The sequence below is a fragment of the Sporosarcina sp. BI001-red genome, assembly GCF_003384035.1.
GTDB lineage: Bacteria > Bacillota > Bacilli > Bacillales_A > Planococcaceae > Sporosarcina.
On the sequence record NZ_QQAK01000017.1, the window covers coordinates 10705 to 26108 of the forward strand.

General features: G+C 42.1%; 16 protein-coding genes. 11 read left to right on the forward strand and 5 right to left on the reverse strand.

Annotation, left to right across the window (positions count from 1 at the left end; genetic code table 11):
* Positions 1-389: 389 nt before the first annotated feature.
* From DVB69_RS16550 to DVB69_RS16560, 3 genes are all read left to right on the forward strand, one after another.
* Positions 390-2129 carry an ABC transporter ATP-binding protein gene (locus tag DVB69_RS16550; protein ID WP_116020216.1) on the forward strand — a complete coding sequence of 580 codons (1740 nt, stop codon included), beginning with the start codon at positions 390-392 and terminating at the stop codon, positions 2127-2129.
* Positions 2129-3871: an ABC transporter ATP-binding protein gene (locus DVB69_RS16555; protein ID WP_116020217.1), complete on the forward strand. Its 1743-nt coding sequence runs from the start codon at positions 2129-2131 to the stop codon at positions 3869-3871. The genes DVB69_RS16550 and DVB69_RS16555 overlap by 1 nt, the downstream gene beginning before the upstream one ends.
* A 323-nt stretch (positions 3872-4194) precedes the next feature.
* Positions 4195-5457 carry an MFS transporter gene (locus DVB69_RS16560; protein ID WP_370453002.1) on the forward strand — a complete coding sequence of 421 codons (1263 nt, stop codon included), beginning with the start codon at positions 4195-4197 and terminating at the stop codon, positions 5455-5457.
* A 101-nt stretch (positions 5458-5558) separates the two neighbouring features.
* Here DVB69_RS16560 and DVB69_RS17630 read toward each other — a convergent pair whose 3' ends face one another.
* Entirely contained in the window at positions 5559-5705 is a 147-nt protein-coding gene (locus DVB69_RS17630) for a hypothetical protein (RefSeq protein WP_158541117.1), read from the reverse strand.
* A 54-nt stretch (positions 5706-5759) separates the two neighbouring features.
* Positions 5760-5963, reverse strand: a complete 204-nt coding sequence (locus DVB69_RS16565; RefSeq protein WP_116020370.1) for a DUF5342 family protein — start codon at positions 5961-5963, stop codon at positions 5760-5762.
* Between the two features lie 71 nt (positions 5964-6034).
* Between DVB69_RS16565 and DVB69_RS16570 the strand changes: the two genes are divergently transcribed.
* A complete protein-coding gene (locus tag DVB69_RS16570; protein ID WP_116020219.1) occupies positions 6035-6427 on the forward strand; it encodes a ferritin family protein in 393 nt (130 codons plus the stop codon).
* 306 nt (positions 6428-6733) lie between these two features.
* Here the strand turns inward: DVB69_RS16570 and DVB69_RS16575 are convergent, their stop codons facing one another.
* Positions 6734-7510 (reverse strand): ABC transporter substrate-binding protein, encoded by a 777-nt coding sequence (locus tag DVB69_RS16575; protein WP_116020220.1) that lies wholly within the window; start codon positions 7508-7510, stop codon positions 6734-6736.
* 156 nt (positions 7511-7666) lie between these two features.
* Between DVB69_RS16575 and DVB69_RS16580 the strand changes: the two genes are divergently transcribed.
* The 5 genes from DVB69_RS16580 (at position 7667) to DVB69_RS16600 (ending at position 12617) form a co-directional block, all read left to right on the forward strand.
* Positions 7667-8824, forward strand: a complete 1158-nt coding sequence (locus DVB69_RS16580; RefSeq protein WP_370453003.1) for a DUF445 domain-containing protein — start codon at positions 7667-7669, stop codon at positions 8822-8824.
* Between the two features lie 12 nt (positions 8825-8836).
* Positions 8837-9187: a YlbF/YmcA family competence regulator gene (locus DVB69_RS16585; RefSeq protein ID WP_116020221.1), complete on the forward strand. Its 351-nt coding sequence runs from the start codon at positions 8837-8839 to the stop codon at positions 9185-9187.
* Positions 9188-9292: 105 nt separating this feature from the next.
* Positions 9293-10798, forward strand: a complete 1506-nt coding sequence (locus DVB69_RS16590) for a coproporphyrinogen III oxidase (protein WP_116020222.1) — start codon at positions 9293-9295, stop codon at positions 10796-10798.
* A 90-nt stretch (positions 10799-10888) separates the two neighbouring features.
* A complete protein-coding gene (locus tag DVB69_RS16595) occupies positions 10889-11668 on the forward strand; it encodes an enoyl-CoA hydratase (RefSeq protein ID WP_199562892.1) in 780 nt (259 codons plus the stop codon).
* 130 nt (positions 11669-11798) lie between these two features.
* On the forward strand, positions 11799-12617 hold the full coding sequence (locus tag DVB69_RS16600) for an STAS domain-containing protein (protein ID WP_116020223.1): 819 nt from the start codon (positions 11799-11801) through the stop codon (positions 12615-12617).
* 14 nt (positions 12618-12631) lie between these two features.
* On the opposite strand, the gene mgsA is transcribed toward DVB69_RS16600, so the two are convergent.
* Both mgsA and DVB69_RS16610 read right to left on the reverse strand, forming a co-directional pair.
* Positions 12632-13066, reverse strand: coding sequence for a methylglyoxal synthase (gene mgsA / locus DVB69_RS16605; RefSeq protein ID WP_116020224.1), 435 nt, complete (start codon positions 13064-13066; stop codon positions 12632-12634).
* Between the two features lie 56 nt (positions 13067-13122).
* A complete protein-coding gene (locus DVB69_RS16610; protein WP_116020373.1) occupies positions 13123-13308 on the reverse strand; it encodes a YhzD family protein in 186 nt (61 codons plus the stop codon).
* 297 nt (positions 13309-13605) lie between these two features.
* Here DVB69_RS16610 and DVB69_RS16615 point away from each other — a divergent pair, with 297 nt between their 5' ends.
* Together DVB69_RS16615 and DVB69_RS16620 are read left to right on the forward strand one after the other, a co-directional pair.
* Positions 13606-14496, forward strand: coding sequence for a permease (locus tag DVB69_RS16615; protein ID WP_116020225.1), 891 nt, complete (start codon positions 13606-13608; stop codon positions 14494-14496).
* 39 nt (positions 14497-14535) lie between these two features.
* Positions 14536-15375, forward strand: a complete 840-nt coding sequence (locus DVB69_RS16620; RefSeq protein WP_116020226.1) for a TIGR03943 family putative permease subunit — start codon at positions 14536-14538, stop codon at positions 15373-15375.
* The last annotated feature ends 29 nt before the right edge of the window (positions 15376-15404 follow it).

Consider the following 15404-nt stretch of genomic DNA (forward strand, 5'->3'; position numbering starts at 1 on the left):
TGACATTAGTGAAAAGGGCATGATAATCTAATATTATTCGAAACTCGAAAGGAAAGGGAGGGCTAAGACATGAACAAACGTATAACGCACAAACTCACTCAACTTCAAGCTTGGCCCTTCGCACCGCGATTATAGTAGATTGACTCTAAAATCGTTAGGTTACAGGGCACCGTTCCCTTTTCAGACACACGTCTCTGAACGAGGAGCGTGTGTCTTTTTATGTTCACTAAAATAAGATGTTTTCACGCATTGCGTGTTGCATATACAACTACTAGGAAAGGGGAGCTATCGATGTGATGAACGAAACGACACAACCTATAAAATTGCTTAAAAAGGAGACACCTGAAGGCGGATAGCCGAAGTTGCTCCAAGAAAGGTCGTAGAATAGTATGTTTTCGGTTTTAGGGAAATTAAGTTGGTTTTTTAAAGAGAATAAAAAAAGGTACACAATTGCACTAGTCTTGCTGATCATGACAAGTATCCTTGCGATCATCCCACCATGGATTATAGGGAAGGCAATCGATGGGATCCACTTGAATACTATAAATGCTCAATTACTTTGGACATATATCGGCATTATGCTACTTATTATCGTGATTGGATATATTGGTGATTACGTCTGGCAATACCAGCTCTTTGGTGGTGCCAATGTAATTGAACGGAAATTGCGCGGCAATTTAATGCGTCATTTCCTAAAAATGACTCCAACGTTTTATCAACGTAACAAAACAGGGGATCTCATGGCGCGATCGACGAATGATCTGCAAGCCATCTCTGAAACAGCTGGCTTTGGAATCATGACGTTGATTGACTCCACAGTATACTTGTCCACTCTCATTGTTATGATGGGATTCCTTGTATCATGGAAACTGACACTCGCGGCAATTTTACCTTTGCCAATACTCGCATACCTTATGCAAGTATTAGGGAAACGTATCCATCTTAAATTCGTAACCGCGCAAAAAGCATTCGGTGATTTGAATGATGACGTGTTAGAAGCAGTGGCGGGTGTCCGAGTGGTGCGTGCATACGTACAGGAACGTGCTGAAGAGAAGCGCTTTGAAGAGGCGACAGAAGACGTCTATCGCAAAAATATGGAAGTCGAGCGCATTGATGCACTGTTTACTCCGATTTCAAAAATTATGACATCCCTCTCTTATATGATTGGTCTCGGGTATGGAGCCTATCTAGTTTCAATCGAGGAAATGACATTAGGCGGTTTGGTAACATTTAACGTCTACCTAGGGATGATTGTGTGGCCCATGTTTGCCATTGGGGAACTCATCAATGTCATGCAACGCGGGAATGCATCACTCGACCGTGTCCAAGAGACATTGGATGCGATTGAAGACGTGAGAGATCCGTCGATGCCTGTGCAGATGGAACGTCCTGGAGTAATCGGTTTTGAAGATGTCAGCTTTACGTATCCAACGTCAGGACGTAAAAACTTGGATCAGATCCAAGTGAAGCTATCCGCCGGGCAAACACTGGGTATCGTTGGTAAAACGGGTAGTGGGAAAACGACTTTTGTCAAACAGTTACTGCGTGAATATCCTGCAGGTGAAGGCTTGCTATCGTTTGAAGGAAATCGTCTCGAGGAGATGACGAAAGAGCAAGTTCGGAACTGGATTGGCTATGTGCCACAGGATCATGTGTTATTTTCACGTTCAGTTCGCGACAATATTTTGTTCGGCAAACCGGATGCAGATGATCATGATGTTGCAGAAGCCATTCGACTTGCCCACTTCGAAAAGGACTTGGAACTATTGCCTGAAGGGTTACAAACACTTGTCGGTGAAAAAGGCGTCGCCCTATCAGGCGGACAGAAACAACGGATTTCCATCGCTCGTGCGATTGTGAAAAATCCAGAGATCTTAGTTTTGGATGATTCATTATCAGCAGTGGATGCAAAAACAGAAACTCGGATCATTGAAAACATCCAAAACGAACGTAGTGGGAAAACGACAATCATTACGACGCACCGATTATCAGCAATTCAGCATGCGGATTGGATTATTGTCCTTGAGGATGGCCGTGTGACTGAAGAAGGAAATCATGAAGATTTGCTCTCGATGAACGGCTGGTACAAAGAACAATATGATCGCCAGCAGATCGGAGGGGGAGAATAATGACGACAGGTAAACGATTAGTGAACTATGCCCTACAATTCAAAGGGTATTTCATTGGCGGCATGGCACTCCTTGCGATAGCGGTAGGAGCGGATTTGCTTGGACCGATCATTGCGAAACAAATCATCGATAATCATATAGCGGGTGCAGCAACAGGTGGAATTGACTTTGAACCGATAGCTAAACTTCTCGCAATCTTTTTCGGTCTAGCAGTTGTCACCGCAATCTTTAGATACGGTCAGTATTTAATGTTGCAGTCAACAGCAAACCGAATTGTCCAGAAAATGAGAAACGAGCTATATCAACATATCCAAACGTTGCCAATCAGTTATTTTGATAACTTGCCTGCAGGTAAGGTTGTGGCACGAGTGACAAACGATACCGAAGCTATCCGCCATTTGTACGTTACGGTCGTATCTCAATTTGCGATTAGTGGCATGTACATTATTGGAATCTATATCGCATTATTCAGTTTGGATCCGAAAATGGGAGCAATTTTGCTTTTTGTCCTACCACTACTCTATATCTGGATGATTCTTTATCGGAAATTTGCTTCCAAAGTCAATCACGTCATCCGTGCAAAGGTCAGTGATATGAATGGGATGATCAATGAATCCATTAACGGGATGACGATTATCCAGGCATTTGGACGCGAAAAGCAGATGGAAGACGAATTTGAAGAACTGAATACGACACATTATGACTACCAAACAAAATTGCTCAAAGTGGAAGCGGCAACGTCCCATAACTTGGTCAATGCGATACGCTCAATGACGTTCGTTATTTTCATTTGGTATTTCGCTGGATCTTCAATTACAACAGGAAGCGTTGTATCCGTCGGTTTACTGTACGCATTCGTTGACTACATTACACGTCTGTTTAACCCTGTAACGGGTATCGTGAATCAGTTTGCGCGCCTTGAACACTCGTTAGTCGCTGCAGAGCGGGTATTCCAGCTGATGGATCGATCTGGAGAACCTGTGAGTGATGAACGAATGGAGCGTTACGAGGGAAATGTGACATTTGAAGATGTTTGGTTTGCTTACAAAGAAGAAGAGTACGTTCTAAAGGATATTAAGTTTGAAGCGAAACGTGGAGAAACGGTCGCACTTGTCGGTCATACGGGCTCAGGGAAAAGTTCGATCATGAATTTATTGTTCCGCTTCTATGATCCAGTTAAAGGCAAGATCATGATTGATGGCCACGATATTACGTCCCTACCACGCCAGACGATCCGCAATCATATGGGTATCGTCTTGCAAGATCCTTATTTGTTCACAGGGACAGTTGAATCGAACATTAGTCTTGGCGATGCACGGATATCTAAGGAAAAGGTACAAGAATCTCTCGATGCAGTTGGTGGAGAACGAGTTCTCGAGCATTTACCGAAAGGGATTGAAGAGCCTGTTGTAGAAAAAGGAAGCACTCTCTCAAGTGGACAACGACAGCTTATTTCGTTTGCGCGTGCATTGGCGTTCGACCCTGCGATTTTAATATTGGATGAAGCCACGTCTAATATTGATACAGAGACCGAAGAAATTATTCAGCACGCAATGGATGTATTGAAAAAAGGGCGGACTACGTTCATCATTGCCCACAGACTTTCTACGATTAAAAACGCAGACAAGATTCTAGTGTTAGATCGTGGAGAGATTGCTGAAAGTGGAACGCATGATGAGTTGGTTCAACTAGATGGTCAATATGCACAAATGTATAAGTTGCAATCAGGAATTTCTGTATAATGTTGAAAAAGTCGGAGCCATTGAGCTTCGGCTTTTTTATTAGGATTTTTGGGGTGGGGGCTGGTATAGGGGAATCGGAATTATGGAGAGAGGAATCGGAAATTCTCAGGCAACTATCCCAAATATGGAGAAAAGAATCGGGATGATCATCCACAGAGTTCGAAATTAGGTGTGAATAATCGGAATGTGGAAGAAATGCACGATGATACAAGACATGTCAATACGTTTCATAATTCTAAAAAAGATTGCGTACTCACTAGAAAACACATATATTTAGAGTATCGAAATTTCCGGATAAGAAAGTAGGGTGTTATTTGAACCTGGTGCATGATTGGAAAAAAACGTTCTTATTGTTTAATCGAAACGTGAAATTTTTCTTGCTCGCAAACATATTCATCCAAATGGGGCTTGGCGTTTTCATGGTCATGTACAATTTGTATATCCGTGAACTGGGTATGCCTGAAACGGTAAATGGAAAAGTGATTTCCATGACCGCACTCGCTACTGCTATCATGCTCGTTCCTGCTGGATTTTTGAGTGACAAGTTCGGCCGCAAGTGGATGATTACAGGGGGAGCCGCTATTACGGTCGTCACCTTGTTTTGGAGAAGTGCATCCGTAATGGAAGAATCCATTATCTACGTATCTTTACTTACAGGAGTTTTCATGGCATTTGTACAAGTATCCGGGATTCCCTTCCTTGCAGAAAACTCAGCTCCTTCTGAAAGGGTCAAGCTATTCAGTATCCAGTTTGCGCTTATTACAGTTTCGCAAGTGGTCGGTAGTCTTGCTGGCGGATTGTTAGCAGATGGGTTGCAACTGTTCTTTAAGATGGGTGCAGTGGATGCAATTCGATGGTCCCTATACATCGGCGCCGGAGTATTCGCCTTAGGTCTACCCCCATTGTTTGCGTTGAAAGACAAGCCACCCATCCCTGTGCAAGTACGTGAAATAGTTCAAAAAGAACCTAAAGTAAGTTCCGAGGAACACAGAGACACTAGTTTTAAAAAGAACTTCATCCTCATTCTCCACTTTTCGTTTGCAGGATTGCTGATTGGTATCGGGTCTGGTCTGGTTGTACCTTATTTGAACTTGTATTTTGCTAATCGGTTTAGTGCTTCCAACTCGTATATCGGACTCATTCTATCTCTTGGTTCTGCCATGACCGCAGTGGCGGCACTAATAGGTCCACTTCTTGTGAAAAAGGTAGGGAAAGTGAAGGCACTTATTCTTTTTCAATTGCTGTCCATTCCGTTTTTACTGCTGACCGGATTCACGAATTCGCTTATGCTAGCGTCTTTCGGATTTTTGCTTCGCCAAGCGTTGATGAATGCAGGAAATCCCATTCAAAGTGCTGTTGCAATGGAACTCGTCTCAGATAAGTATAGAGGACTTGCCAACTCCATGAACCAAACTGTCTTTCAACTTGGCTGGGCATCGATGGCGCCGATCGCAACAGGACTCGTTGTAGCCCGTGGTTTTTATTGGGGCTATGCAATCGCATTTAGTATCACCGCCGCGCTCTACGTGATTTCTTCAATTTATTATTATGTAGTGATAGGCAAACAAAAACTATCAGCAGACTAAAAAGGGCTATTCCAACAAGTCATAAACCTGACTTTTGGAATAGCCCTTTAAATTTGATACCTACTCAGTGTGAACGTTCACCATAATGATTCAAATAACAGCTACATCCGCTTAGGCTGCGTCTCTTTCCATGCGTTTTGTTCATCGGTCATACGACTCTTATCTTCGAAGACATTTTCTGTTTTTTGGTTTTCAACCTGCAATTGTTGCTTTTCTTTTACCAATTGCTCTGGTGTTTTCTCTTCCATGCACAATCCCTCCAAGAATAATTAGTACAGATAGTCTGTGCAAAAAAGAACTCCTTATTCATACACGTGGAAGGTCATTAGTTCATGGATCATTTTTTTCACGGATTCTTCATCAGTTGGTATGGAGGTAGTCCATTTAATCGTTCCATCAGGCATATAATCTCCTGTAAATCGCTCCGCGCCTTGTTGGAAGGAAAATGTCCAACCAGGTAGTTGCCCGCCTTCAAACATGGGCTGTACTCGAAAATGCTGTAACATACCATTTACCCCTTTCATGATTCAATTCACCCCTGCATATAGTTGAAGTAAACTACTTAGGAGGGAGAGACGTGTTTGTCTCAACATTAAAACAAGCCATTCATGATGAATACCAAGCCTATTTTTTTTACAAGTCTTTGTACGAACAATTAAAAGAACCGATGTGGAAAGACTTTGTCCGCCATGCATATGAAGACGAGAAAAGTCATTACGAAATGTTTCAACAACTCCATTATATGCTGACCGGTTCGTTTGTTCCTAATCCGAAGCGACCGATACCGTGTTATGATGCTAAACAGTGTGTGCAAAAAGCACTTGTCGATGAATTGGAGTCCATCGAAACGTACAAAGAAATGCTGTTAACCATTCCATTTGAAGAAGCATATAATCCTCTGTTTATCGCACTTCATGATGAAATGGAGCATGCAATTCGAATGTCCACCATTTACAATGCACTCCCTTGAACGGACAAAAACCACCCTTCGGAATAATGCGGAAGGTGGTTTTTGTATGTATATGAGGCTAAATGAATTCCTGAGGCCAATCAGAAATGCAAAGTTTGAGAGACAGCGCACTGTCAAAATGTCATTCGACAGAGTATCGATGGAAAAGAAGTTTTCATTACTAATATCCCTGTCGGAATTTCAGTTTCCATGATAAAAGGTATGTCGATAGGACAACTATAGCACTAAATGAGTGGTGTGTAAATATGTCGCCTCATAGTAAATAATGGGAAAATTATAAAAGTGTTTTGATGGTGACTAAAAGGCTTAGTTAAGCCTATCTCTGAAGTAAGACGTAGCTTCTAGCATTCTAGGGCCGTACCAAAACATCTCCCCGTCGATAGGTAAAATCGATGCATTCGGAAGTATTTCTTGGAATTCAGGGATGTGTTTCTCTTTAAAAGGGTATGGTTCTGAAGCTAAAAGTACTAAGTCTGGATTGGCCGATTGAAAATCATGAGTCGTAAGTTCCGGGTATCTTCCTGAAAATTCTCTAACAGGATTTGAAAAACCCAGTGTTTCAAGCAGGGAATCGATATAAGTAGTACGTCCAGCTGCCATATAGGGCTTTTTCCATATGACATACATCGCACTACCTGAAGTTAGCCCGTGAAGAGACTGGAATCCTTCTTGGATTTCAGATACCAAGCTTTGGGCTTGGTCACGTCGATCGGTTACATCTCCAATGTTTTCAATCATAGTATACGCTTCTTGCACGTTTTGGACTTCTGCTACGTAAACTGGGAGGTGTTGTTCTAGTGCTTCAACGATATCTCTTGTATTTTCTTCCTTCTCGGCAATGATCAGGTCGGGCTTCAATTGCAAAATGGCATCTAATTTTATATCCTTCGTCCCAGCGACAGCTTTTACATCCAATACAGCTGGAGAGGGATGAATACAAAAACGGGTCCTTCCTATAACTTCATCTTGCAACTCTAATGCAAATAAGGTGTCTGTAATGCCTGGACAAAGGGATACGATTCGTTTCGGTGGATAGGTGTAGGTAACGGTTCTACCGAGTGCGTCTTGTACAGTTCGTTCCATGAAATCATCCTTTCTTTCTTCGAGTCACGTTTCTATTGTTCATCATACTGGATTTTCAAAACAAAATCAGCCGAATCTCCATACAGGACAGACAGCCTAATTAGTTGGTGAAGCAGGCCGTTCTGTTATAAGATGAAAGAAATCGAACAGGAGAAGGTGAAGCGATTGCAATTTATATGGATTCTTTTGTTTATGGCACTCATCGGAGCAGTCATAGGGGGCTTGACGAACCACCTTGCTATTAAGATGCTATTTCGACCTCACGAGGCTAAATATATTGGCAAATGGCGCGTTCCATTTACCCCAGGGCTTATCCCGAAACGCCGTGACGAACTTGCTATGCAGCTTGGACGAACTGTAACGAATTACTTACTGACACCGGATACATTTAGGAAGCGGTTATTGACACCGGACATGGCAGAAAAAGCAGAACTATTCGTTCAAAGTCGATTGGAGAAGGAAGTATTCGACTCACAGCGAACGATTGCAGAGTGGCTTGAACTTGCAGGGGTTTCTGATCTGGATCTCGTTTTGGAGCGAAAAACAGGTGAGCTCATTGACTCTCGATTTGTTGCAGCGAAACATGCAATTTTGTCGGGAACTGTAGAAGAAAAGGTTCCTGAAAAGTGGCTGATAGAAGCAGAGACTCATATCCCAACTGTGACTTCTTATGTTTTGAACCGAGCGGATCAATTCGTGGATTCTTATGAAGGAAAATTGATGTTTCAACGATTGATCACAGATTTCCTAGAGTCTAAAGGAACACTTGGTGGAATGGTCAAAATGTTTTTCGGAGATTCCAACTCTCTTGTTGAAAAGGTACAAAGAGAGGCAAAGAAATTCATCGCTGCCCCAGGAACCATTCAACTTATTGAAACGATGCTTACGAAAGAATGGGCCAAATTGAAGCAACGACCAATGGAAGAACTAGTAGGTGGATTTGACTGGGATGGACTTGGACTCTCGTTGCGCAACTATCTGCTGAAAGAGTTGGATGTAGCAAATCGACTCGCGCAGCCGATTCACTATTACTGGCCAACTGGAGCTGCATGGACCTCAACCAACTTGACACCTAAAGTAATCGAGTTTGCATTTACGCAGGCGGAAATTCAACTCGAACAATCCTTGAAACGGTTGAAACTGGACCAAATTGTGAAAGAACAAGTCGATACGTTCCCGGTTTCAGTATTGGAAGACCTTGTCCTAGGTATTTCAAAACGAGAATTTAAAATGATTACCGTCCTTGGTGCACTATTAGGTGGTATGATTGGAATTGTGCAAGGACTCATTGTATACTTTACAAATCTTACTTAGGGGGAATTTAACATGGTAGTCAATATTTATGACGATATTAATAAGTTAGAAGAATCACTACGCACGACGGAAGAATTTTCAGCGGTTAAAGAGGCGATAGAAAACGTTAAGGCAGACCCTGAAGCACTGGAAATGTTCCGCAACTTCCGTGAAATCCAAGTTACATTGCAGCAAAAACAAATGGCTGGAGAAGAAATTCAGCCTGATGAACTGGAGCATGCTCAAAAAACTGCTCAGCTATCACAACAAAATCCAAAAATCATGGCAATGCTAGAAGCTGAAATGAAGCTAAGTGGAGTCATCGAAGAAATTAACCGCATTCTGATGAAACCCGTTCAAGAAATATACGAAACAATGAATTGACACCAAAACCAGCCCAGTGTGGCTGGTTTTTTCTTTTCATGGTTTGCTATACTGAGTATCACAGACAATCGGATCACCTAGATCCATGAGAAAGTTGGGCTAGCAATGCAAACTATTGCACTTCACGGCAATTTTAAAGAAGACTGGGTACGAATGTTCATCCACCTGTCAAATCTATTTTTTGAAGAAACAAAAATTGCAAAAAAAGAGGAAACCGGAGATCTCGATTTACGCTTCGAAGAACGTCAGCAAGGAGACCTCCTGATTGTAACAGCGGAACTTACTGTTCAAGAAAATAACTATCGTGCGGAGTTCAAAGAGACTGCTGAAGGCGGTAATGAGAAAGACCAGAACCGACAATGGAAGCGGCTCTATTCGCATGTGTTATTGGAAGTTCTGGAATCCTCAACGGGCATGAACCAAGAGTGGGGAATTTTGACGGGCATACGTCCGACGAAACTGTACCATAAGTATCGCCAGGAAAGTCATAGCGCGCACGACGTAAAGCAACTGTTAATGGATAAACACCGTGTGTCCGAACGAAAAGTGAACTTGCTCGAGACGATCACAGACATTCAATTGAAAGCTGTACCTGATCTTTATAACGTTCAAGAAGAAGTGAGTATCTATATCGGGATCCCGTTTTGTCCAACGAAGTGTGCGTATTGTACATTCCCGGCATACGCGATCCACAGGAAAAGCGGTCGCGTGGAGACATTTTTAGATGGCTTACACGAGGAAATTCGACAACTTGGAGAATGGCTTACTGAACGAAATGTCAAAGTGACAACAATCTATTTTGGCGGAGGTACTCCGACTTCGATTGAAGCAGAAGAAATGGATGCGCTGTATCAAGTCATGGTTGAATCCTTCCCGTTCATGGAAGAAGTGCGTGAAGTTACGGTTGAAGCGGGCCGCCCAGACACAATTACCCCTGCTAAAATTGACGTACTTAAAAAGTTTGGCATCGACCGCATTAGTGTCAATCCACAATCGTATACAGACGAAACATTGAAAGCAATTGGTCGACATCATACAGTTCAAGAAACTATCGACAAATTTAAGCTTTCCCGCTCAATGGGGATGAATAATATTAACATGGACCTTATCATCGGACTGCCCAATGAAGGAATTGAAGAGTTTAGTCATTCGCTACAGGAAACTGAAAAGCTTCAACCGGAATCCTTAACGATTCACACGCTTTCGTTTAAACGCGCTTCTGAAATGACGCGAAACAAGAAGAAATATGAAGTGGCGGATCGTCCGACTGCTGAGCAAATGATGAAGCTCGGTGAAGAGTGGACAGAGGCAAACGGATATGTCCCGTATTACTTATATCGCCAGAAAAATATTCTCGGGAATTTGGAGAACGTTGGGTATTCCAAGCCAGGTGAAGAGAGCATCTATAATATTATGATTATGGAGGAAGTGCAGTCTATTATCGGTATTGGCTGTGGTGCTTCTAGTAAGTTCCGTGACCCGAAGACTGGCCGAATCACACAATTCCACAACCCGAAAGATCCAGCCGCTTATATTTTGTCGTATCAAGAATCCATTGAAAGAAAGTTAGAATTGCTGGATGAAATCTTTCCACAATCCGTTCCAAAATAAAGGAGTTTTCACCTTAACCCCGAATTAAGTTAATGAATGACTATTCAGTTTCATTATCGGTCAATTTATATGGGGAAAAGGGGAGTTATCATGTATCAAACAATCGAACTTTCAAAAGACGAACGGATCGCGACACTTACACTAAATCGCCCGAATTCAATGAATGCGATGGATGATGTGATGATGAAGGAATTGGCTGATGCTTTTGAGGAGCTAAAGTCTGAACAGGAAATCCAGGTGTTACTCATCAAGGGAGCAGGTCGAACGTTTTCAGCAGGTGGCGATATTAAAAAAATGATTGATCCCGAGTCACCGATGGATATGGGGGAAGTCATGCAACATATTACCCGGCTAGCGAAGACACTCTACATGCTGCCTCAAATCACGATTGCCGTCATTCACGGTTCCGCAGCTGGACTTGGGTTCAGTCTAGCGCTCGGCTGCGACATCCTCGTTGCTGAAGAAGATAGTAAACTGGCTATGAACTTTATCGGCATTGGACTCGTGCCAGATGGCGGAGGACACTTCTTCTTGAAAGAACGCATTGGGACGACAAATGCGAAGAAAATGATTTGGGGTGGGGAAGTCATTGATGGGAAGACAGCTAAAGCAGCAGGTCTTGTTGATGAACTTGTTCCAAACGGACAAGCAGCAATGGCCGCAAATCTTCTTGCGAATGGATTCCTCGAATCACCGATTTCTGCTATGATTGCCTCTAAAAGAATTCTGCATGAAAGCAAGCGTGCAGAGCTTGAGCAAGTGCTTCAATTGGAAAGCGAATCTCAAGTGGCGATGCGAAACACTGCAGATCATTTAGAAGGTATTCGTGCATTTGTGGAGAAGCGGCAACCAGTCTTCATAGGGAACTAAATAAACAAAGCCGGCATCGCATTTAGAAGGATGCTGGCTTTGTTTTTTACGTGAAAATCATGAAGAAGGTTTAAAATCGTAGAAATAGGGAACTGTTCAATTGTTTGTGTCAATCAAAGGAGGTAACAGCATGTCTAGTAACCATGTTAATCCGAAAGTTAAAAAGTTTATTGTGGACAATAGGGATAATTTCGAACGGGAGCTCCTCATTCAGGCTGTGACCGTCAATGATAGAATCGAAGAAATTCTACGTATTGGGAATATTGACTTGATCGACAATGCACATAAACTTGTTGCCTTTGTAATCGAGGCCAAAGAAGATGAGTTGAAATCTTTTGCTAAAAGGGAAGGAATCGCATGGGCAAAGCATTCACTAACACTTGCATTCAAACTCGAATGGGTTTCTGCAATCCGACGTACATTATGGGACTTTATAGAAGAATACATACAAGTTAATACAGATGACTTTACGTTGAAGGATTTCTTTGTTCTGGAAAAGAAAATCAATTCCAGATTGGATCACTTCTTGAATGCATTTTTTATTAGTTATTCTTCCTACAAAGATCAGGAAATTATAGCTCAAAAAAATATCGTGCAAAACCTTTCCGTTCCGATTATCCCAATTACTCGGACAACAAGTATTTTGCCGTTAATTGGAATGCTGGACTATTATAGGACGACTGTCATACAAGAAAAAGTGTTGACCGAAATTAGCCGCCTTCACATTCAAACGCTCATTCTCGATTTATCTGGAATTGAGGATATGGAACATGAAGTCATTGATAATTTAAGCAGGGTCATAGAAGGCACAAAACTGATGGGCTGCCAGACGGTTATCACGGGACTTCGACCAGATGTTGTCCGAAAAATGGCGACGCTCGGCATCCGTTTTGAAGGAGAAACAAAAACTCTTGGTACGCTACAACGGGCTTTGCAATCCTATTTATGAAATGGAAAAGACGCTTATCCGCGGTCAAAGCGGACAAGCGTCTTTTGTTTGTATTTATCTACAGTATCTCTCCATTGAAAATAGCCTTTTTCAATCGATCGAATAAGTAGCTCAGCGGTTGCAATGTTCGTTGCAAGGGGAATACCATATACGTCACAAAGACGTAGCAATGCACTGACATCTGGTTCGTGAGGTTGTGCAGTTAGTGGATCACGGAAAAAAAGAATGAGATCCAGCTCTCCAGTAGCCACCATTGCACCAATTTGCTGATCGCCACCAAGTGGTCCGGAATTCATGCGATTCACTTGAAGCTTGGTTTCTTCCATAATTCGTTTTCCGGTAGTTCCTGTAGCGTAAAGCGTATAGTCCTGAAATATTGATTCATAGGCAATCGTAAAGTTTACCATTTCGTCTTTCTTTTCATCGTGGGCAATTAGAGCAATCTTCATCGCACGCGCCTCCTAACTGATTGATTAAAGAATAGCATACTGTACAGAAAAACGCTTTAAACATGAAACAATAGTAATTTGCCAGCGGGAGAAGCGAGACGATGAGTCTGGTCAATCAGATTTTGCTTTTCCAGTAGCGATTGACCTATCACTTTTGCTGCCTCATCAGTTTCGGCAGTAAATGTTTCGTCTGCAATCATTTTCCCTGTCTTTTCATATGCCGTTAATTTATATGTCCTCACAATCATCCGCTCCCATCCTTTTCCTCTAGTATACACGTATCCTACTTTAAATGAATAGTGATTCATTGCTCGAGGAATGTTACGCTAAATGTCTACTACTATGTGTAGACTAATATGTTTGCTAAAATAAAGAAATCCCATTAGATGTCATGAGACCTTATTCAATTGATAGTGTTCTATAATTCGTCTTTTTTATCCTAATAGAAGTGAACTAACACGTCTTATTTATCGAGGCAATCTTCTACCCATCCAACTTTTGAGTAGAAGACGAAATATTTTTTACAGGGAGCCATAACAATGAATACCCAATTATTTCTACAATTCAACACCATTTTTATCAGTATTCTGATTGAAGCATTGCCGTTCATCTTACTGGCAGTCATCATCTCTGCTTTGATACAACTGTGGGTGACAGACGAAATGCTCGCAAAGCTCATTCCGAAAAACCGGTTTCTCTCCGTTTTGACGGCGACTTCACTTGGAGCCGTCTTCCCGGCGTGTGAATGCGGGATTATTCCAGTCACCCAGCGGCTGATGGCTAAAGGGGTTCCCTTGCATGCAGCAGTGGCGTTCATGCTAACCGGCCCAGTTATTAACCCGGTCGTGCTATTTTCAACCTATGTTGCATTCGGAAACAGCTGGAAGATGGTGTTCCTTCGTGGAGGGTTATCGTTCGCCGTTGCATTAGTGGTTGGACTGATTTTGTCCTACCAATTTAAAGGTGTATCTCAGCTGAAGCATACGTTGCAGTCTAGAAAAATGCCTGAAAACAGCACGACGAAAAACAAAGTACTCGGTACAGTCAAACATATGATTGATGAGTTTTTCTCAGTAGGGAAATACTTAGTCGCAGGCGCATTGATCGCTGCGTTAATGCAAACGTATTTAAAGACGTCTGTATTTACTTCGATCGGAAACGGAGATGCTTCTGCATCACTCGTCATGATGGCACTGGCATTCATATTGTCCCTTTGTTCATCTGCAGATGCATTTGTCGCAGCATCATTCAGAAGTACATTTTCAACAGGTGCGCTTATCGCGTTCTTAGTGTTCGGAGCGAAATTTGATATTAAAAACACGATGATGATGCTCGGAGTATTTAAAACGAAGTTTGTCTTTTACTTATTTATCTACACAGCGGCATTAGTATTCATCGGATCGATGATTATTACATTTTTACAACTGTAACCAAGGATTGGATTGGAAAGAAAGGAGAGTGATGAACCGATGACACGCATTTGGATTTTGCTAGGTTACACATTTCTGTTTTTCTATTTGCACGTAACCGGCAACATTTCGAAGTACATTAACTTGAAATACTCGTTCCTTTCGTTTATCGCGATTTTTGTATTCCTGTTCTTTTTAATCGCCCAGTGCTATTTTGCATGGAAAGAAGAGAGCAATGAAGATGAATTCAACGACATTTGTGATTGTGGCATGGACCATGCGGAAGAGAAGAAATCATGGAAACGATTTATTGCGTACCCGATTTTAATTTTCCCTATTGTGACCGCCTTAGTTTTACCCATTGCTACCTTAGATTCGAGTATTGTCGCGGCAAAAGGATTTAACTTTGATATGTTTGGCAAGGATGCAGACCCCAATGGATTCCACCAGTTCCTAGCACCGGATACGAGTATTTTTTACGGACAGGATGGATATGAAGAACTCATGAAAGAGGCGATGGGACAATTTGCTGATCGAGATCCTATACTGTTAAATGATGAGGATTATTTACTCGGGATGGAGACGATTTACAAAAATCCCGGATACTTCATGGGGAAGACGATTGGTTTTAAAGGTTTCACATTCAAGGATGAAGAAACGGATGATACTTTCTTATTCCGCTTTGGTCTAATTCACTGTGTGGCGGATTCCGGCGTATTCGGTATGCTCTTGGATCTTCCGAAAGGTGAAACATTCGATAATGATGAATGGATTGACGTCGAAGGCAAACTCGACTCTATTTACTATCAGCCACTTAAAAAGACAGTCCCCGTTCTTAAAGTGAAAAAAATCATCTCAATGGATGAGCCAGAAGAGCCGTATGTATACAGAACCAATTAAACTGAAAGACTTGCATTGCTAAGGAAGGA